Annotated in this window: 14 protein-coding genes and 1 pseudogene; 8 read left to right on the forward strand and 7 right to left on the reverse strand. The window is 63.0% G+C overall.

The window, feature by feature from the left end; translation table 11 throughout:
• Window positions 1-196 precede the first annotated feature (196 nt).
• From DBIPINDM_RS20965 to DBIPINDM_RS20985, 5 genes are all read left to right on the forward strand, one after another.
• Window positions 197-985: a methyltransferase domain-containing protein gene (locus DBIPINDM_RS20965; RefSeq protein ID WP_258588996.1), complete on the forward strand. Its 789-nt coding sequence runs from the start codon at window positions 197-199 to the stop codon at window positions 983-985.
• Window positions 986-990: 5 nt separating this feature from the next.
• Complete coding sequence (betI, locus tag DBIPINDM_RS20970) at window positions 991-1677, forward strand: transcriptional regulator BetI (RefSeq protein WP_258588997.1); 687 nt, start codon at window positions 991-993, stop codon at window positions 1675-1677.
• 49 nt (window positions 1678-1726) lie between these two features.
• Window positions 1727-2809 carry an ABC transporter substrate-binding protein gene (locus DBIPINDM_RS20975; RefSeq protein WP_258588998.1) on the forward strand — a complete coding sequence of 361 codons (1083 nt, stop codon included), beginning with the start codon at window positions 1727-1729 and terminating at the stop codon, window positions 2807-2809.
• Between the two features lie 111 nt (window positions 2810-2920).
• Window positions 2921-3997: an extracellular solute-binding protein gene (locus DBIPINDM_RS20980; RefSeq protein ID WP_258588999.1), complete on the forward strand. Its 1077-nt coding sequence runs from the start codon at window positions 2921-2923 to the stop codon at window positions 3995-3997.
• The gene (locus DBIPINDM_RS20985) at window positions 3994-5304 is read left to right on the forward strand and encodes a flavin monoamine oxidase family protein (RefSeq protein WP_258589000.1); all 1311 of its coding nucleotides are present in this window, start codon (window positions 3994-3996) and stop codon (window positions 5302-5304) included. The genes DBIPINDM_RS20980 and DBIPINDM_RS20985 overlap by 4 nt, the downstream gene beginning before the upstream one ends.
• Here the strand turns inward: DBIPINDM_RS20985 and DBIPINDM_RS20990 are convergent.
• The 3 genes from DBIPINDM_RS20990 to DBIPINDM_RS21000 all read right to left on the reverse strand — a co-directional run bounded on the left by DBIPINDM_RS20990 (window position 5268) and on the right by DBIPINDM_RS21000 (window position 8144).
• Entirely contained in the window at window positions 5268-6341 is a 1074-nt protein-coding gene (locus tag DBIPINDM_RS20990; protein WP_258589001.1) for an ABC transporter ATP-binding protein, read from the reverse strand. The genes DBIPINDM_RS20985 and DBIPINDM_RS20990 overlap by 37 nt on opposite strands.
• A 67-nt stretch (window positions 6342-6408) precedes the next feature.
• Window positions 6409-7230, reverse strand: coding sequence for an ABC transporter permease (locus tag DBIPINDM_RS20995; protein WP_258589002.1), 822 nt, complete (start codon window positions 7228-7230; stop codon window positions 6409-6411).
• Entirely contained in the window at window positions 7227-8144 is a 918-nt protein-coding gene (locus DBIPINDM_RS21000; RefSeq protein WP_258589003.1) for an ABC transporter permease, read from the reverse strand. Before DBIPINDM_RS21000 ends, DBIPINDM_RS20995 begins: the two co-directional genes overlap by 4 nt.
• A gap of 335 nt (window positions 8145-8479) precedes the next feature.
• On the opposite strand from DBIPINDM_RS21000, the gene DBIPINDM_RS21005 reads away from it, so the two are divergent.
• Complete coding sequence (locus DBIPINDM_RS21005; protein ID WP_258589004.1) at window positions 8480-9898, forward strand: aminotransferase; 1419 nt, start codon at window positions 8480-8482, stop codon at window positions 9896-9898.
• A 74-nt stretch (window positions 9899-9972) separates the two neighbouring features.
• On the opposite strand, the gene DBIPINDM_RS21010 is transcribed toward DBIPINDM_RS21005, so the two are convergent.
• Entirely contained in the window at window positions 9973-11103 is a 1131-nt protein-coding gene (locus DBIPINDM_RS21010) for an IS481 family transposase (RefSeq protein ID WP_258582414.1), read from the reverse strand.
• Between the two features lie 381 nt (window positions 11104-11484).
• Complete coding sequence (locus tag DBIPINDM_RS21015) at window positions 11485-12687, reverse strand: aromatic ring-hydroxylating oxygenase subunit alpha (protein WP_258589005.1); 1203 nt, start codon at window positions 12685-12687, stop codon at window positions 11485-11487.
• Between the two features lie 496 nt (window positions 12688-13183).
• On the opposite strand from DBIPINDM_RS21015, the gene DBIPINDM_RS21020 reads away from it, so the two are divergent.
• Entirely contained in the window at window positions 13184-13594 is a 411-nt protein-coding gene (locus DBIPINDM_RS21020; protein ID WP_258589006.1) for a hypothetical protein, read from the forward strand.
• Between the two features lie 120 nt (window positions 13595-13714).
• On the opposite strand, the pseudogene DBIPINDM_RS21025 reads toward DBIPINDM_RS21020, so the two are convergent.
• Window positions 13715-15803, reverse strand: a pseudogene (locus tag DBIPINDM_RS21025) (PAS domain S-box protein).
• An 88-nt stretch (window positions 15804-15891) separates the two neighbouring features.
• On the reverse strand, window positions 15892-16617 hold the full coding sequence (locus DBIPINDM_RS21030) for a response regulator (protein WP_258589007.1): 726 nt from the start codon (window positions 16615-16617) through the stop codon (window positions 15892-15894).
• 93 nt (window positions 16618-16710) lie between these two features.
• Between DBIPINDM_RS21030 and DBIPINDM_RS21035 the strand changes: the two genes are divergently transcribed.
• Window positions 16711-17412, forward strand: a complete 702-nt coding sequence (locus DBIPINDM_RS21035) for a response regulator transcription factor (protein WP_258589008.1) — start codon at window positions 16711-16713, stop codon at window positions 17410-17412.
• The last annotated feature ends 40 nt before the right edge of the window (window positions 17413-17452 follow it).

Here is a 17452-nt window from a genome sequence, read left to right on the forward strand (position 1 = left end):
GCTCAATTCTCATGTGCGATCCGCTGTTCATTTTTGCGTGATCTGTTCCCGAATGTGTGGAATTTGGCATGGTATCAGCCGTTTTGTCCAGCCATTCTGAATGAATGTTCAACAAATTATGTTGCGTTTTCCCAGGCATGCGCTAGGCTTTGCTGGCGTTCGAACTGAGCATTCATCGATTGAGGATCGAGGGCTGATGATCGAAACGGCAGATGCCGAGTATGACGACACCGCCATCCGCTTCCTCGAGGCGCTGTGGGGCGAGGGTTACTTGTCGCCGGGCGGACCTGAAGAGGTCGACCTGGTGGTCGACGGACTTTCGCTCAAAGGCAAGACGATCCTCGATATCGGCTGCGGCTCCGGCGGCATTGCGCTGCATCTGATCGAGCGCCATGGCGCCGCCCACGCCATCGGCTTCGATGTCGAGCAGCCGGTGATCGAGGCGGCCAGGCAGCGGGCCGCCGCGCGCGGGCTGGCGGACCGCGCCAGCTTCGTTCAGGCCCCACCCGGACCGCTGCCATTCGCCGATCGCTCCTTCGATGTCGTCTTTTCCAAGGATGCGCTGCTGCATGTGCCCGACAAGGACGGCCTGTTCGCCGAAATCTTCCGCGTACTGAAGCCGGGCGGCGTCTTTGCCGCTTCCAACTGGATGATTGGGCATGACGGCGAACCGTCACCCGAGATGAAGGCCTACGTCGCCGCCGAGGGGCTGTCCTTCGCCATGGCCTCGCCGGCGCGCTATGCGCAGGCGATGCGCCGGGCTGGCTTTGCCGATGTCACCGTCAGAGACCGCAACCCCTGGTACCGCGAGGTCGCTCGCGGCGAGCTGGAGAGGCTGAAAGGACCGCTCTATGCACCGGTCGCCGCCGTGGTCGGCGTGGCCTATGTTGACAAGAACATCAAGACCTGGGAGGCCATGCAGAAGGTGCTTGACAGTGGCGAGCACCGCCCCACTCATCTGCGCGGTTGGAAGCCGGTTGGATAGCCGGCATGCTGGAGACCGTCACATCCATGAAGACTTCCGAGGCCAGGGACATTCTCGCCGAAACGGCGCGAAAGAGCGATGCCGAAAAGCGCGGCCGCAAGGCTTCGAAGGAGGTCCGTCAGCTGCAGCTGATCGAGGCGACGATCGATTCGCTGGCCAAGCGCGGCTACGCCGAGACGACGATGGCCGATGTCGCCGATGGCGCGGGCCTCTCGCGTGGCATCGTCAACTTCCATTTCGAGAGCAAGGAAAAGCTGCTGATCGCGACGCTGCAGCACATGTATGACGAGTATTCGGCGCATTGGCGCGCCTCCCTGCAGAAGGCAGGCGACGATCCGGCGCGGCAGCTGCAGCAACTGGTGTGGGCCGACTTCGACCGCTCGATCTGCAATAAGCGCAAGCTCGCCGCCTGGCTGGCCTTTTGGGGCGAGGCCAAGTCGCGGCCGACCTATCAGGCGCTGAGCAGTTCGCGCGATGCTTATTACCAGCAGGTCTTCATCGATCTCTGCACGACGCTCAAGCAGAGCGGCGCGTATGACTATGAGCCGCAGGTGATGGCGCTGGCGCTGTCGGCCATGCTGGAGGGGCTGTGGCTGCGGCTGATGATGGGCACCGAGGACACAACGCGCGAAACAGCCTTGCAGGCGGCCAACGCTTTTTTGGCCGCTGCCTTCCCGAAGCATTACGGTTAGCAACAGGCCGGCCGCCAAGACCGGCAAGACCAAAAGAGGATGGAACAGCATGAAGAAACTTAGCCGACGCCTGACATTGACATTGGCGCTGGGCGGCGCGCTTGCGGCTTCGGCGGCAGCGTTCGCCGTCGCCGCCGACAAGGACTTGATCGTGTTCGACTGGTCCGGTTACGAGGATCCGAGCTTCCACCCGAAATATGTCGAGAAGAACGGCGATTCGCCGACCTTCGCCTTCTTCGGCGACGAGGATGAGGCCTTCGAGAAGGTGCGCTCCGGCTTCAAGGCCGATCTCGGTCACCCCTGCTCGCAGAGCGTGACGAAGTGGCGCGAGGCAGGCCTGCTGCAACCGCTCGACACATCGAAGATCGCGGGCTGGAAGGACCTCAATCCCGGCATCATGGCGATGAAAAATCTCGCCACGACCGATGACGGCAAGGCGTGGTTCATGCCGTGGGACTGGGGCAACACACAGCTCACCTACAACTCCTCCAAGATCGACGCCAAGGACGTGCAGTCGCTGAAGGCATTCGCCGATCCGAAGTTCAAGGGCCGCGTGTCGATCGGCGACAATGTCGATGACGCCTATGCGCTGGCGAGCTTGGCCATCGGCCTGAGGGACTGGACCAAGATGACGGACGACCAGTTCAAGCAGGCGTCCGACTTCCTGCGCCAGGTGCACAAGAACGTCCGCTCCTACTGGACCGACACCACCGACATCGTCCAGCTGTTGAGCGGCGGCGAGGTCGATCTCGCCTGGGCCTGGAACGATGCGACGGTGCAGTCGGTCAAGGCAGGCGTGCCGATCAAGTCGGTAAAGGATACCAATGAAGGCATCTCGACCTGGGTCTGCGGCTATGTGTTGTTCAAGGACGCGCCCGGCAACATCGACAAGGCCTATGATTATCTGAACGCCGTCAACGATCCGGAGACTGCCAAGGTGCTGGTCAAGGACTGGGGCTATGGCCAGGCCAACGCCAAGGGCATGGCCGGCGTCGATCCGGCGATCTTGAAAGAAAAGGGCTATGACGACGTGCAGAAATTCGTCGACAAGACGCTGTTCCAGTCGCCGCTGCCGTCTGACCTCAAGTTGAAGATGATCGCCGAATTCGAGAAGATCAAAGCCGGATATTGATCTCGTCTCGACTGCCCGTCCGCCGCCGACAGCGCGGACGGACGGGCCTCGCCAAAGCTGGCGATTTCTCCTAACCTCGCAGCAGCTTTTTCGCGATGGGGGAGTTTTGCCATGACGCCAATGCTACGCCGCCTGGCACTTGCCGCCGCCTGCACGATCGGCGCCGGCGCGGCCTATGCCTGGGCGGAAGGTGGCGGCGATCTCGTGGTGTTCGACTGGTCCGGTTACGAGGATCCGCTGCTGCACCCCGCCTACACCGCCAAACACGGCGCCGAGCCGACCTTTGCCTTCTTCGGCGACGAGGATGAGGCCTTCGAGAAGATGCGAGCGGGCTTCAAGACCGACATTGCCCATCCCTGTTCGCAAAGCGTGGCGAAATGGCGTGACGCGGGCCTGTTGCAGCCGCTCGACACCTCCCGGATTGCCGGCTGGAAGGACCTCAATCCCGGCATCATGGCGATGAAGAACCTCACCACCACCGCTGACGGCAAGGCCTGGTTCATGCCGTTCGACTGGGGCAATACGGCACTGCTCTACCGTACCGACAATGTGACGGCTCAAGAGGCGCAATCGCTGAGGATCCTGGCCGATCCGAAGTTCAAGGGCCGCGTCACTATCGGCGACAATGTCGACGACGCCTACGCGCTGGCAAGCCTGGTCATCGGCCTGAAGGACTGGACCAAGATGACCGACGCGCAGTTCAAGGAGGCGTCCGATTTCCTGCGCCAGGTGCACAAGAACGTCCGTCTCTACTGGACAGACTCGAGCGACATCGACCAGGCTTTTTCCGGCAATGAGGTCGATCTCGCCTGGGGCTGGGGCCAGACACTGATCGCGATGAACGGGCAAGGTGTTCCCGTTGCCATGAACCGCGACACCAGGGAAGGCATGTCGACCTGGGTGTGCGGCTATGTGCTGATGAAGGACGCGCCGGGCAAGCTCGACCAGGCCTATGATTTCCTGAGCGCGGTCAATGCGCCGGACATTTCCAAATACATGGTCACGACGTTCGGCTACGGCCATGGCAACAGCGCCGGCATGGCCGCGGTCGACCACAAGGTGCTGGCCGAGCGCGGTTTCGACGACATCGACAAGTTCCTCGACAAGACGCTGTTCCAGCAGCCGGTCGCGCCCGAACTGAAGAAGCGCATGGTCGACGAGTTCGAGAAGATCAAGGCCGGCTATTGACGAGCGAACTGCAAAGAACCGACGTCGTCATCGTCGGCGCCGGTTTCACCGGCCTGTCGGCGGCGCTTGAGCTGAAGCAGGCCGGCGTCGGCTTCCTGCTGCTCGAGGCACGCAATCGCGTCGGCGGGCGGGTCGAAGCCAGACACAACGGACTTGGTGAGCGCATCGACAGCGGTGGTCAGTTCCTGTGCGAGGACATGCCGGAAGTGATGGCGCTGGCGAAGGCGCGCGGCAAGACATTCGTTGAAACCTATGTCGAGGGCGATTTCATCACCCATCCGTCGATGTCGGCCAAGGACGCCAAGCGGACCTATCACGGCGCGATGGCGATCCGGGAGCGGATGAACGGCATCGAGCCGGACGATCCGTCGATAGAAGGCATGACAGTCGCGGCTTGGCTCGAACGCCAGCATGATCCCATCGATGCCAAGACCGCTTTCCGGTCGGTGATCGAAGGCCTGTGGTGCCTGCCGATGGACAAGGTGCCGCTCTGGCACCTGATCGACAATGACCGGCGCATCACCAACGAGGTGCCGGAGCTCCAGTATTCTCTGCGCGAGACCATGCAGTCGCTGGCCGAAGATCTTTCTGGTGATCTCGGCGACCGGTTGCGGCTCAGCGAACCGGCCACGCGCATCGAGCACGGGCCGCAAGGCGTTCGTGTCGTCTCGGCCAACGGCGCGATCGAAGCGCGTCAAGTGCTGGTCGCCCTGCCGCCGGCGACGGCCGCGAAGCTCGACTTCGCGCCCGCTTTGCCGCCCTCTCTCGGGCAGGCGCTTGGCGTCTGGGAAAGCGGCGCGGTGATCAAGATCCTGGTGCGCTACGCCAAGCCGTTCTGGCGCGAGCGGGACTTGAGCGGCATGGTGATGTGGCGCGACCTGCCGGGGCTGTTTGCCTGCGACGCCAGCAGGGACGCGGAGCATGCCGCGCTCGTCGTCTTCGTCGGCGGGCCGCTCGCGCTGCGCTGGCGTGCGCTCGACGCAGCGGCACTGCGTGCGGAAGTGACCACCCGATTGCAGGAAGCCCTCGGGCCGGATGCCGGCGATGCCATCGATTTCAGCTCACGCGACTGGATACAGGACCGCTGGAGCGGTGGCGCCTATAGTGACCTCATTGTCGACGTGACGGCCAGGGATGCGGAGCGGACGATTCTTGCGGGTGCACCGCCAGTCCATTTCGCCGCTTCGGAACTGTCGCCGTCATTCCCGGGCTATGTCGAGGGTGCGATCGTTGCCGGCCGCATCGCGGCGCGCAAGATCATCGCCGAGCTTCAGTCGCCCATTGCCACCAGCGCTTCGGGATCGTAGGCGAGGCGGATCGGTGTGCCGACCGGAATATCGTCGGCGCCGAAATCGTTGGTTTCCGTCACCGACAGCGGTTTTTCCAGCCCCGGTATCTCGACGATCAGATGGGTGATTTCGCCGAAATAATGGCGTTCGACCACCTTGCCCGCGACCTCGAATTTTGCCGTCGCATTGTCCCACAAAACGCGCAGGCGCTCGGGGCGGATCCCCAGCGTGGCGGCGCCGCCATTGCGCACGAAGGCTTTCGGCTTGTCGGTCTTGACGCGGCCGAAGCCCAGCGTGTCGACGATCAATGAGGCGGCATTCTCCTCGACGATCTCAGCCTTGACGAAGTTCATGCCGCCGAGGAAGTCGGCGACCTGGCGGTTGACCGGGCGCTGGTAGATTTCCTTGGGCGAGGCGACCTGCGCTATTCTGCCGCCGAACATCACGGCGATGCGGTCGGACATGGCGAGCGCCTCGTACTGGTCGTGGGTGACAAGCACGAAGGTGATGCCGACCGCTTGCTGCAGGCGGCGCAGCTCGACCTGCATCTGCTCGCGCAGCTTCTTGTCCAGCGCCGACAGCGGCTCGTCGAGCAACAGCACCTTGGGACGCATCACCAGCGCGCGGGCGAGCGCCACACGCTGGCGCTGGCCGCCGGACAGTTCGGTGGCCAGCCGCTTGCCGAGGCCGGTCAGCGACACTTGCGCCAGCGCCTCCTCGACGCGGCGTTTTTCCTCGCCGCCTTGCAGCTTCAGCCGTTTTAGTCCGTAGGCGACGTTCTGCTCGACATTGAGGTGCGGGAAGATCGCATAGCTCTGGAACACCATGTTGGTCGGTCGGCGGTTGGCCGGAATGCCTTCCATCGGCTGGCCGCCGACGGCGATCGAGCCGCTGGTCGGATTGTCGAAGCCGGCGATCATGCGCAAAAGCGTGGTCTTGCCGCAGCCGGACGGCCCGAGCAGCGAGAAGAACTCGCCTTCCCTTATGGTCAGGGAGGCGTCGTCCAGCGCCTTGAACGATCCATAGCTGCGGGTGACGTTGCGGATCTCGATCATTGCTCGATCAGACTGGGCCCGATCAGACTGGACCCGATCAGATTGGGAGCGCTCGATTTGCGGCTGTTCAGGCATAGAGGCCTCCCTCGTTCTGGGTGCGTCTGGCCGCGCGGCGACGCAGGATTTCGGCGATTGTCATCAACAGGAAAGAGGCAACGAGCAGCAGCGTGCCCAGCGCCAGCACGCCCGGCAGTTTCGAGGCGAAACGCAACTGGCCCCAGATGTAGATCGGCAATGTTGCTTCGGTGCCGGTCAGGAAGAAGGCGATGATGAACTCGTCGAGCGAAATGGTGAAGCAGACGAGCAGGCTGGAGATGATCGCCGGTGCCACCATCGGCAGCGTCACCCGGCGGAAGGTGCCGAAGGCGCTTTCGCCGAGGTCGGCGGAGGCTTCCTCCAGGCTGCGGTCGAAACCCTCGAAGCCGGAGGTCAGCACCGTCATCGAATAGGGGACGCAGACCAGCACGTGGCCGAGCACGACGGTGAACAGCGAAAGGCTCAGGCCCAGCTGCAGCATCACCAGCAGCATCGAGATGGCGACGATCACCTCAGGCAGCACCAGCGGCGCCATGATCAGGCCGTTGATCGTGCGGCGGCCGGGGTAGCGGTAGCGGGTGATGGAGCGCGCGGCGAGGATGCCAAGCACCGTAGCGAGGATCGAAGCCGAGACGCCGACTTTCAGGCTGTTCCAGGCGGCGTCGAGCAGGGCCGGCGTGTGCGGCAGGTCCGCATACCATTGCAGGGTGAAGCCGGTGAGCGGGAATTTTGGCGTTGGCGCCGTGTTGATCGAGAAGATCGGCAGGAAGATGACAGGCAGATAGAGGAAGACGACATAGAGGAACGCATAGACGGACAGCCAGCCGCCCGACAGGAAACGCCGCGCCCTCATCGTGCCAGCCTCTGCAGTGCGCGGATGATCAGCACGGTGGCGCCCGCCATCAGGGTGACGATCAGCATGGTGGTGACGGAAAGGGCGGCACCCAGCGGCCAGTTGGCCGCCTTGCCGAACTGCGCCTGGATGGCGTTGGCGATCATGACCCCGTCCTTGCCGCCGACCAGCTTCGGCGTGACGTAATCGCCAACGGTCGGGATCATGACGATCAGCGCCGCCGAGATGACGCCCGGTGCCGACAGCGGCAAGGTCACACGCAGGAATGAGCGCAAGGGACCATCGCCGAGATCGGTGGCCGCTTCGACCAGCGTACGGTCGACCTTTTCCAGCGAGACGAAGATCGGCAGGATGGCGAAGGCCGCCCATGCGTGGGTGAGGGTGATGATGACGGCGCTTGAATTGTAGAGCAGCGCCGTCGACGGCTCGTCGATGATGCCAAGGCCCATCAGGCCGGAATTGAGCACGCCATTATAGCCGAGAATGACCTTCCACGACATCACGCGCAGGAGATAGCTGGTCCAGAACGGGATGGTGATGAGGAACAGCCACAGGCTCTTGTGACGGCCGCCATGGAAGGAAATGAAGTAGGCGATCGGATAGGCGAGGATGACGGTGAACAGGCTGACCGTCAGCGAGATGTAGAGGGAGCGCCACAACAGATCGCGGTAAATCGGCTCGGTCAGCGCGACGCGGTAGTTTTCCAGTGTGAAGGTGCGGTCGATGGTCAGGTAGTGCTGCGTCCAGAAGGAGTGGGCGATGACCACCAGGATCGGCAGGACCAGCAGGATGAGGGCGTAGAGAAAGGTCGGACTGATCAGGGCAAAGCCCTGGACGGGCTCGGATTGCAGAAGGGCATTTCGTCTGGCCCGCGTCATGCGCCACGGGGGCGACCCCTCCACAGCCGCCGTCATTGCCAGACTCCGGGGGGCAGGGCTCCGGGCGTGATCTCCGTTGCTGGCCTGAACTGTTCCGCCATGCGCATCCCATTGTGCTGACGCCGGCTGTTTGTTCCCACTTTATCTTTGGAACGCGATCGAACGCAAAACCGGTGACCACTTTTGCTGGTCGCGTTCCTAGCTTGCCGGCTTTCTTTCATCATGCGCGCATCCGTGGATTGAAATCAAGCGCTATTTCTGCGATATTGATTGAACGGACATTCAAAATTAGGTGAAGAAAGCCGCCATTTCCGGCATTTGCCGCCGAATTTGAAGTTCAAGAAAAAATCGAAAGAGATGTGGAGACGACAATGGCTGCGGTGAGGGACCTGAAGGCGACCGAAATGGCAGCGTCCGGTGGCGACGATGCCATTGAACTGGGCAAGCGCCATCTCATCCAGCCCTGGCCTTATGCCGGTTCCGTCGGCGCCGAAGCGCGCGCGCTGATCGGCGAGGGCGATGGCATCTACATCACCGACAACACCGGCAAGCGGCTGATCGATGGGCCGGCCGGCATGTGGTGCGTCAATGTCGGGCATCGCCGCGAGGAACTGGCCAGGGTGATGTACGACCAGGCGATGGCGCTGTCCTACAACACGCCCTGGTACACGATGAACGCGCCGTCGGCCGAACTTGCCATGCGCATCGCCGGCCATGCGCCAGGCGATCTCAGCCACGTTTTCTATACGACCGGCGGTTCTTCGGCCGTGGAGACGGCGCTGCGCTTCATGCAGTTCTACAACAATGTGCGTGGCAGGCCGGAAAAGAAGCTGATCCTGTCGCGCGGTGGCGCCTATCACGGCTCGACCTATCTGTCGGCCTCGCTCAACGGCCGCCCGCGCGACCGCGACTGGATGGACTGCGCCGACGAGCTGGTGATCAAGCTGTCCTCGCCCGATCCGTTCCGCCGTCCGCACGGCATGAGCCTTGCCGCCTTCACCGATTTCCTGGTCGATCAGTTCCGCGATACGGTCGCCCGTGTCGGCGCCGACAAGATTGGTGCTTTCGTCGGCGAGCCGGTGCAGGCATCGGGAGGCGTCGTGATCCCGCCGGACGGCTATCTCAAGCGCATCCGCGAAATCTGCCGCGACAACGACATCCTCTATGTCTCCGACGAGGTGGTGACGGGCTTTGGCCGGCTTGGCCATGTCTTTGCCTCGGGCGACGTCTTCGGCATCGACCCCGACATGATCACCTTCGCCAAGGGCGTCACCTCAGGCTATTTCCCGCTCGGCGGCGTCATCATCTCGGAACGGCTGCTTGAAGAGTTGCGCCGTTCGAACCATCCCGATGCCATGTTCGGCCATGGCCTGACCTACACCAGCCACCCGGTCGGCTGCGCCGTGGCGCTGAAAAACCTCGACCTGCTGGAAGAAGGCGTGCTTGCCCATACGCAAGCGGTCGCCCCCTATTTCCAGGCGCAGCTGAAGACGCTGGAGGAACTGCCGCTGGTCGGCGAGGTGCGCGGCGTCGGGTTGATGGGCTGCGTCGAATGCGTGGCGGACCGCGAAAGCAGGGATCCGCTGCAGCTCGACAAGGATGTCGGCAAACGCATCGACGCGCATTGCCACGAACTTGGCCTGCTGGTGCGGCCGCTGATCAACATGTGCGTGATGTCGCCGCCGCTGATCATTACGCGCGAGCAGATCGACGACATGGTCGGGATTCTGCGCGAGGGTATTTCGCGGACGATGGATGATCTCAGGAAAGAAGGCGTGTGGCGGGGATAGCTCCCTTCTCCCCGTTGTTTGGACCGGAGACATCGCGAACAGGTGTGCGAGGACATCGCGAACAGTTTTGCATGCTATCGAGCCAAGGTGTTGAGGTCGATGGTTTCTATTTTCTGATGTCTGAACCATGTGTCGAAGACGCCATCTGTGTTGGTAGGCCTGAAGGCGACGGACTTTCCCGCGAAGGCCCTGCACAAGCGCATTGAGCGGCCAAGAATGGAGACGAAGCCGTGCTGCTGAACGCGGCGGATGAGATCGTCCTTAGCGTATTCGAACGGCTCGACAGTTTCGCGATACTGGCGCTGCGAGGCTTGGTAGCGATCGAGCGGCACGCCGCCGTCCAGCGCGTCGTGGGGACGCTGGGCGTTGTAGACGTGGCGCCACTGGTCGAATGCATCCTGGGCCTCGGCGAGATCGGCGAAGGGCGGTCCCTGCAGTGCCTCGGCCTTGAGCGAACGATGGAAGCGCTCGTCCTTGCCGAGTGTCTGCGGATGGCAAGGCCTGGAGTGGCTCATGGTGATGCCCGTTTCGATCAGCCAGACGGTGAGCAAGGTGAAGTCGTTGCGGCCGCCATCGCCCCAAGGCGGACCATTGTCGGTGGCGATGCGCCACGGCAGTCCGTAGCGACGGAAGGCGGTGATCAGCCGGGCTTTTACGGTCTCGGTGGTCTGGTCGGCGCAAGCCGACAGCGCGACCGAGAAGCGCGAATGGTCGTCGAGCACGGTAAGCGGGTGCAGCCGGCCGGTACGCAAGGCAACGTGCCCCTTGAAGTCCATCTGCCACAGGTCGTTGGGGGCGGCATGCTCGAAGCGAATGAAAGGCTGGGCTCCGCCGCCCAACGCCCCCAGTTCGATACCGTGGCGGCGCAGGATGCCGGTCACCGTCGAGGCCGCCGGCGTGCCAATACCTTCGCGGGCGAGCACGCGCGCGATCTTGCGCCCACCCCAGGCGGGATGCGCCACACGCACCGAAACGGCTGCCGCTTCCACCTCCGGCGCGCTGCGTGCCGGGCTCGACCGCGGCCGACGAGACTGCTCAACCAGTCCAGCCTCGCCCTCGATCCGATAGCGCGAAAGCAACTTGTGGCCACAGGTCCGGCCGATACCGAAGCGCCGGCACAAAAGGCTCACATTCGCCCCAGGCGCTAGCGCCAGGCGCACAAACTCTTCCTTCTGCTTCATCGCGCTTCTGTCCTCGAATGGCATCCCGAACCCCCTCGCGCAAAAGCGCAAAACTGTTCGCGATGTCCTCGCACACCTGTTCGCGATGTCTCCGGTCCAAACACCCGTTTCATGGGGAGGTGAGGAGCGGTCCGCACAGCGGATGAAAAGCCAATTGCTTGGCTTTTCAAGCGACGAACGTCGGCAGGCGGATGAGGGGCCGCGCTGACGTTGGTGATTGACCGTGCATGAGGACTTCATCCGCCTGAGGCGATGACCTCACCGGCCGGCGCAGCGCCGGCTTACAAGATTTCAGTCGAAGATGGCTTTCTGTGCTTGAGGGCAAGCCAATCGCGAGACGTTGGCGCCGCCCCTCATCCGCCCGTTGGGCACCTTCTCCCCGTGGAACGGGGAGAAGGAAGAGGTCTATCCCCGCGACCTCAGCGCGTCGTTCAAATTCCACATGTCCTTCTCCTCGGGCGCGGTCTCCAGGCCGAGCACCGGCAGCATCTTGCGCAGATGGTCGTGGTGGGTGCGCACGCCGTATTCGAGGTCGGAGAGATAAAAGCCCTCGAAGGCCTCGGACAGCATGGATTCGTTCGACCACACCGACAGCTGGACATCTTCCGACATGGTGTCGCGGTCGATGCGGAAGGACAGGTACCTGGCGGCCGCCTGTTCGCGGTTTTCGTCGCGGTAGCGGTAGATGGCGCCGCGCAGCAGGGTCTCACCGGTCGACAGCGGAAACTCCTGATAGAACTGCACCGATTCCGGCATCACCGAAATGACCGCATTGGGGAAGATGCCGTAATAGACCCAGGCCTTCTTCAGATAGTCCGGCAGATGCGTCGGCTCGGGCGCGATCTTGACGTAGTTCTTGACGCTCCAGCGGCGGCCGGCATGCGGGTTGTAGGTGGCGAAGGACCGTGACACGCCATTGATGAAGGGCTCGTCGAAATAGGTCGCGCCATAGAGATCCTGCAGGGCAGGATGCGCCATGGCGACGTGATAGCCCTCATTGTCGACATCGCGCACCGACTTCCAGTTGACCGGGGTCTTCTGGGTCCAGATGCCCCAGGACGGCACCATGTCGGCGGCCTTGTAGTGCGCGAATTCGGGCTCGATCGGCTTCATCAGCTCGGCGACCGAAGGCTGTGGGCCGCCATTGCGGAAGCGGATGAAGATAAAACCCATCCAGACTTCGAGGTCGAGCTGCATCAGGCCGAACTCGGTCTTGTCGAGGTCGGGGAAGGAGCGCGGTCGTGCGGCGCCGCGCAGTGTGCCATCGAGATTGTAGACCCAGCCATGGAACGGACACACCAGAGCGTTCTTGCAATTGCCCTGGCTGTCGGCGACGACGCGGCTGCCGCGGTGGCGGCACATATTGTTGAAGCCGCGCACGACGCCATCCTTGCCGCGCACGATCAAGGCGCGTTCACCGACCACGTCCATGGTCAGGTAGTCGCCGGCATTGGGCACGTCGCTGACATGGCCGACGATCTGCCAGTGGTTGCGGAAAACATGCTCCTTCTCAAGCTCGAGAAGGGCATCGGAATGGTAACTCCAGCCCGGTAGTCCCCGCCGGTCCCAATCGTTGGGGATCGCCACGTCACGGAGGTGCGGGTTCATAAAACGTCTCTTCTTTTTGTTGAATAATCATTCAATAAAATCATATTTTTCATTGAAATGCAATGGCTTGTGAAAATACGAAAGATTCTAGGGCAGGTTTCTTGGATCGCCCGAGGCGGAATTCGATACGGCTGCTGCCTAGGAAAATCGCGGAGAATCCGGGTGTTAGCCCCGGTTCCGAAATGCTGTTTCTGCACGATTTCACAAAGCGTGCGAGCTGAAGAACAAGACGCCTCGCCGGGGGCAAAAGCACTCGCCCCGCATGGCCTGATCGGCTGTTCGGCAGGCGCCTGGGTCGGGATCGCCTGGCGAGAGTCGGCCTGAGATTCGCTTGCCTCGGCGAAATGCGAGTCGGAGTAACCGATTCTGCCCGGTTTTGCCCGATAGTGCCGTTGCAATCCGGTTACATTGCCAGGCTCGCACCAATTTTGTGCTGTTACAAAGTGCGATTACGTTCGTTTCATCAGCAAAAAGAAACGCAACGAAGGGGAAGGCAATGTATGCGAAAGTCGAGATCATCAGCAGCGAACACCGCCTCCAGGCTCCAGAGCGCGCTGACCGCCGCCCGAAACTGGCGCTACGTCAACGCGCCAGCGACCACCCCATGGCCATGTTCATGGGGCTGGCTGCTTGCGCCTTCATCGGCATGGCGCTCACGCCGACAGTCGGGCCGGCCTTCGCTTCGTTGAACCCGCCGGCCAACGTCGTCGACGGGGCGCCGACAACAATCAAGACCGCTCGCCTGCCCATGCCGGCGCTCGACTTCGCCTGCAAGGGGCAGGCCTGGGGTGCCGAGAGCGTCGATTGCTTGCGCGCCATCGCCGAGCAGTCCGGCACGCACAAGGCCCGTGCGATTCGCATGATCGCCAATGCCGCGCCGCTGACCAACACACCCAACATTTTCTAATTTTTGTCGAAGCCTGATCCCGAAAACCGGTTCCCTCTTCGGGCTCCTGCTCTGACCTCCCCGAGCGCTCCTCCAGCGCTCCCTTCGGCTCCCGCCCGCATGTCGGCCGGGAGCCTTTTTTTATCCCTTCGATGCCGCTTGCTCGGCAATGGTTGAAAGCACGCTGCGCACATCCAGCGTGCTGAACGGCTTTTCCAGGATCTGCGGCCGCTGCTGCGCCGGCAAGGCTTCGATTTCCGCCTTGGCGCCGATCAGGTCGCCGGTGACCAGCACGAAACGCCGTGCCAGCTCGGGCCTCTCGGCCAGCAGTTCGCGGTAGATGGCAATGCCTGATATGCCGGGCATGCGCAGGTCCGAAAAGACGATGTCCGGCGGCATGTGGCCGCCCAAGGTGGCGGAGCCCGATTCCCAGACAGGCGCGATCCGCGACTTGATGCCCATCAATTCGAGAATGTCGGACAAGGAGCCCGCGACATCAGGCTCGTCGTCGATGATCAGGGCATGGCGCAGGCCGCTCGAGCGTGGCTGGGTTTCGCCGGCAGCGACGAGGCCCGCCGAAATGGCCGGCAACTGGACGACGAAACGCGCACCTCTGGGCAGCACTTCCTCGAACCAGACATTGCCATTGTGCCGTTCAATGATCGATTTCGAGATCGACAGGCCGATGCCGGTGCCCACACCAACCGGCTTGGTGGTGAAATAGGATTCGAAGATGCGGTTGCGGATCGCTTCGGGAACGCCAGGCCCGTTGTCCTCGACCGAGAAGCCGGGATTGCCGCGATCGCTGCGGAAGGTCCGCACCTTGATCAGCCGGTCGCCGGCAATGCCGGCCAGCGCGTGCTGGCTGTTGATGAGGAAATTGGCTGCCACCTGTGTCACGTGGTCGGCGTCCGCCATGGCCAGCAGCGGACCCGGCGCGAAATCGGTGTCGATGATGATGCCGCTCGAGCGTGCGCCATAGGCGGTCACTTCAAGCGCGGCGCGGATCACCTGGTTGAGATCGGTCTCGGCCTGCGCCGCCGGATGGAGGCGGACCATCGACAGGAAGCTCTTGACGATGCGGCCGCAGCGCTCGGCGGCGGCACGCACCTTCTCGGCGCGGACCTTGGTTTGTGGGTCGGAGGCGAATTCGTGCAACAGCGTCGATTGCGCCACCACCACCGCCAGCGGGTTGTTGAGCTCGTGCGAAACGCCCGCAAGCAGCGAGCCCATCGCCGCCATCTTCTCGTTCTGGTGCAGCTTCTCGCGCTGCCGGTTGATCTCTTCCTCGGCACGCAGCCTGTCGCGCAGGTCGCGGATCGAGCCGAAGATCAGGCGGCGGTCGGCGACCCGCATCTCGGTCGCCGTCAGCTCGATCGGAAACACTTCGCCAGCGGCATTCTGCGTCACGGTCTCGAGCCTGCTGGCCGACCATCGGCGCGCCGCGGCCCGACATGTAGTCGGCGCCGGAGGAATAGCCCTTGCGGTAGTATTCCGGCACGACGGTGTCGAGCAGGTCCTTGCCGAGGATGTCGCTGCGCTGGAAGCCGAACATCTTTTCGGCGGCAGGATTGAATTCGATGATCGATCCGGCCTCGTCGATGACGATGATGGCGTCAAGCGAGGCCTGCAGCATGGTGCGGCGGATCACCTCGCTGGCATGGGCGTCGGAGGGCGAGTGTTCGATGGCGTCGCCGATGGCGAGCGCGATGATGTGCAGCGTCGCCTCTTCCTCGTCAGTCCACTCGCGCTCGTCGACGCAATCATTGACGGCGAGCGTGCCCCACAGATGGCCATGCGCGAAGACCGAAACCGACAGGAACGACTTGATGTTCTGCTTTTCGAAGTCGGTTCTCAGGAAACCTTCGAGATTGCGCGTATGCCCGGCAAAGATCTTACCCTGCCGTTCGTCCTCGGCCACGCGCTCCAGCAGCGGATCGGAGTTGACGATCGACTGCATGATGACGGTCGGCGAGGCCAGTTCCCCGCCGAAGTCGGGATCGATCCAGTAGGCGGACACCGATTGGGCAAAACCCTGGCCGGGCAATTCGCGCAAACGGAACAGGATGCCGCGCTGGCACTCCATGGCGCGGCACAGCGTTTCCAGTATGCCGTCCATCTCGCGCTGCCAGTCGCCGGCCTCGCGCAGCCGGCGAACGACGCGCACGGCCGCCATCGCCGCGCCCTGCCTGAAACCCTGTGTATCCGTGCTTGTTGCTTCGCCTGTCATCAGCCGTTATTCCAAAGTCATGCCAATCCGATCGGCCCAATCGATCGGCGAGCAACGGCTGTGAACCTGAGACCCCGTGGCCTGGTGCTCAGTTGCTGTCGCCGGTCGGCAGCGAGAAGATATAGCCTTCGCCGCGCACCGTGCGCAGGAATTTCGGGTTGGCCGGATCCGCCTCGATCTTCTTTCTCAGGCGCATGATGCGGATGTCGACGGCGCGCGACGATTCCGGATCCTCGGTGAAGCCGATGGCCTCCGAGATCGCGGCGCGCGTCAAAAGCCGGTTGGCGCGGGTCAGGAAAACCTCCAGCACGTCGAATTCGCTCTTGGCCATGTCGATCACGGCGCCGTTGGCGCCGGTGACCAGCCTGCCGTCAAGATCGGCCTGGAAGGGGCCGAAGGCAACGGAACGGCGGTCCGTCCTGGCTTTCCTGTTGAGCAGCTCCGTCGGCTCTGGAACGCGGCGCAGCACGCTGCGCACCCTCGCCAGCACTTCGCGCAGTTCGTATGGCTTGACGATATAGTCGTCGGCGCCGAGTTCCAGCCCGACGATGCGGTCGAGCGCTGTGCCGGCAGCGGTCGCGTAGATGATGCCGATCGGCATTTTCGAGCGCAGCCAGCGGCCAAGCGACAGCCCGTCCTCGCCCGGCATGGCGATGTCGAGAATGGCCAGATGGAAGGCTTGAGTCTCGATCAGGCTGCGCGCGGCGGCCGCGGTTTCCGCGGTCGCTACATCATAGCCGGCGGCGCCGAGATATTCGGCAACCGCGTCCCTCAGGTCGGGCTCGTCCTCGACGATAACAATTCTTGCCCGCACGATGCCGTCGCTCCCACTTTCAGTGGAAAGTAGATTGGGTATAAACAACATGTCCAGCACTCATATCCGGTTGCAAGGGAACGGTTGGAGAACATGGCTGCACGAGCCGTCATTGCGCTTGTTTCCGTCGCCGAGGTGGTGGCGACCGAACTTGCCGACCATCTCGAGCGGCGTGGCCATGATGTGCGCCAGGCGCGGCAGCCCTGGGAGGCGGAATCGCTGCTCGCGGGCCGGGGCATCGACGTCGTTGTCGTCGGTGACAGTCTCAGCCAGGCGGAAGGGCGGGATCTGCTTAGGCGCTATGGCGGCCAAGGCGGGGGCGGCGAGGATGGGCCCGATTTCATCATGATCTGCCGGCCGGCCGATCTCGTCGACAAGGTGCTGGCGCTCGAACTGGGTGCGGCCGACGTTGTCGAGAGCCCGCTCAATGTCAGGGAACTCGCCGCCCGTGTCGGCGGCCTGCTTTCGCGGCGCGGCAGGGGCACCCAGGAACTGATCGTGCTGGAGAACGCGACCGTCGATTTGAGATCGGCTATCGTCATGCACCGCTCCGGTACGGAAGAACAGCTTTCGCCCGGTCAGGTGGCGCTGCTCAGGCTGTTCCTGGCGAGCCCCCGCAAGGTGCTGACGCGTGACGACATCATCGCCGCCGCACCGGCCGAGAACGCCGACGCCTTCGATCGCTCGATCGATTCGCGCATCGTGCGGCTGCGCCGCAAGCTCGACACCGAGACCATCACCACCATACGTGGCGCCGGCTACCGGTTCGACCCGCCGCAGCAATTCGCCGACTGACGGCAGCGCATTCGGGTTATCTTTTTGGCTGAGCATCGGA

Source organism: Mesorhizobium sp. AR02 (genome assembly GCF_024746835.1).
Lineage (GTDB): Bacteria > Pseudomonadota > Alphaproteobacteria > Rhizobiales > Rhizobiaceae > Mesorhizobium.